The sequence below is a fragment of the Streptomyces sp. NPDC054840 genome, from assembly GCF_053611065.1.
On the sequence record NZ_JBSGZP010001024.1, the window covers coordinates 1 to 1,800 of the forward strand.

The window sequence follows — 1,800 nt, forward strand, 5'->3', positions numbered from 1 at the left end:
GCGTTCGCGTCCGCGTCCGCGTCCGCCATCGCGTTCGCGTCCGCGTCCGCCATCGCGTTCGCGTCCGCGTCCGCGTCCGCCATCGCGTTCGCGCCCGCGTCCGCGTCCGCCATCGCGTTCGCGCCCGGGACAGCGTCCGCCATCGCGTCCGTGCCCGGGACTGCGCCCGTGCCCGCCACCGCGTCCGTGCCCGTGCCCGTGCCCGTGCCCGTGCCCGTGTCCGGGATCGTGGCCGGGCCGGGTCCGGCGTCCGGGCCGGGCCCGGTGCCGGCGTTCACGGCCGCCTCGAACTGTGTGAACGCCGGGTGCGGCGACGGCTCGAACGGCACCGAGAACGGCTTGAGGAAGTTACCCAGCAGCCCCCGGTCCCCGCACAGATGCACCGGCACGGCCAGCAGCGCCCACTCCCACCCCGACCACCACACCCACAGGCCCACCACCGCCCCGGCGGTCAGCCAGCTGTGCATCGTGTTGTACAGCACGTAGTACACGCGCGGGACACGGCCCTGACGCGCCCGCCGGTGCGCCAGCGCACCCGGCACGTACCCGATCACATCGATGTACAGGAACAGGCCCACGGCCACCGGCCAGCGCACCTGGTCCCAGTGCGCCACCAGCAGCCAGGCACTGATCACCAGAGCGGCCAGGTACTCGCCGCGCAGCAGCCGGTAGGTGGTGCGCGACTCGAAACGGTTCGCGGCGTCCACTACACGCCCTCCGTGCCCAGCAGCGCTTGGAGGATCTGCTCGATGGTCTCGCGCAGCACCCGCTCGGCGACCGGGTCGATGATCCCCGACAGGCTCGGCAGACCGAAGTCGAACTCGGCCTCGAAACGCACCGTGCAGCCCGCACCGCCCCCGCCCGCCGGGGTGATCGCCCACCGTCCGTCGAAGGTCTCGAAGTCACCGGCGGTCTGCCGGAAGGAGATGGCCATCGCACTGTCGTCGAAGACGTCCTCCTCGGACCAGGCCAGCACCCCGTTGCGGAAGTCGACCTCCCAGTCGCTGACGACCGCACCACCGGGCTGCGCCGCGGCGACGTCCACCCGCCTGACGATCGTGACCAGTTCCGGATAGCGGGCGAAGTCACGCACCAGCCCGTACGCCGTCCGTGCGTCCACCCCGGCACTGCGGTGTTCCACTGCCACCGATCGCATCTCAGCTGCTCCCTCTCGTGTGTGCGGCCGGCACGGGACGCCGGCCGATCTCCCGGGCGGCTCCCTCGACCGCCTCGGACAGTTCCTCGACCTCCACCTCGCTCAGCACCGCGGGCGGCGTGAACCGCACGACCGCGTGCGCGTTCAGCGAGTGGTTGACGATGATCCGCCGGTCCAGCAGCGCCAGCAGGAACTCCCCGGCGGTCCCCGCGTCGTGGAACTCCACGCCCATCAGCAGCCCCACCCCCCGCACCTCACGCACCAGGTGCGGGCAGTGCTCGGCCACGGCCGCCCGCAGCCGGTCCAGGAGCACGGTGCCCAGCTGCGCCGCCCGCCCGGTCAGCCCCTCGTCCCCGATCACCTCGACCGCTGCCAGCGCGGCGGCCATCGCGACCGGCGCCGCCGAGAACGTCGAGGTGTGGATGAAGGGATCACGGTCGAACGCCGCGAACGCCTCAGGTGTGGCGATCGCCGCGGCCACCGGGATCACCCCGCCGCTCAGCGATTTCCCGGCCAGCAGGATGTCGGGGCTCACCCCCTCACGGTCGGCCCCCCACCAGGCGCCGAGCCGCCCCATGCCCGTCTGGATCTCGTCCAGGACGAACAGGGCGCCCGTCGCCCGGCACAGCCGCGCGACCTCCCGG

3 protein-coding genes are annotated in these 1,800 nt (G+C 73.0%); all 3 read right to left on the reverse strand.

Going from position 1 to position 1,800, the window contains the following annotated elements; genetic code table 11:
• A partial coding sequence (locus ACWGIU_RS37095; protein WP_453712464.1) for a hypothetical protein occupies positions 1-707 on the reverse strand: 707 nt, incomplete at its 3' end.
• Positions 707-1,156 carry a type II toxin-antitoxin system RatA family toxin gene (locus ACWGIU_RS37100; protein ID WP_453712465.1) on the reverse strand — a complete coding sequence of 150 codons (450 nt, stop codon included), beginning with the start codon at positions 1,154-1,156 and terminating at the stop codon, positions 707-709. The genes ACWGIU_RS37095 and ACWGIU_RS37100, both read right to left, overlap by 1 nt.
• 1 nt (position 1,157) lies before the next feature.
• Positions 1,158-1,800, reverse strand: a 643-nt coding sequence (locus ACWGIU_RS37105; protein ID WP_453712466.1) for an aminotransferase class III-fold pyridoxal phosphate-dependent enzyme, incomplete at its 5' end; no start/stop codon positions are given.

What these genes read in the sequence shown, in the direction of transcription:
- ACWGIU_RS37100 (WP_453712465.1), bottom strand. Translation starts at nt 1,156, where the DNA reads ATGCGATCGGTGGCAGTGGAACACCGCAGTGCCGGGGTGGACGCACGG.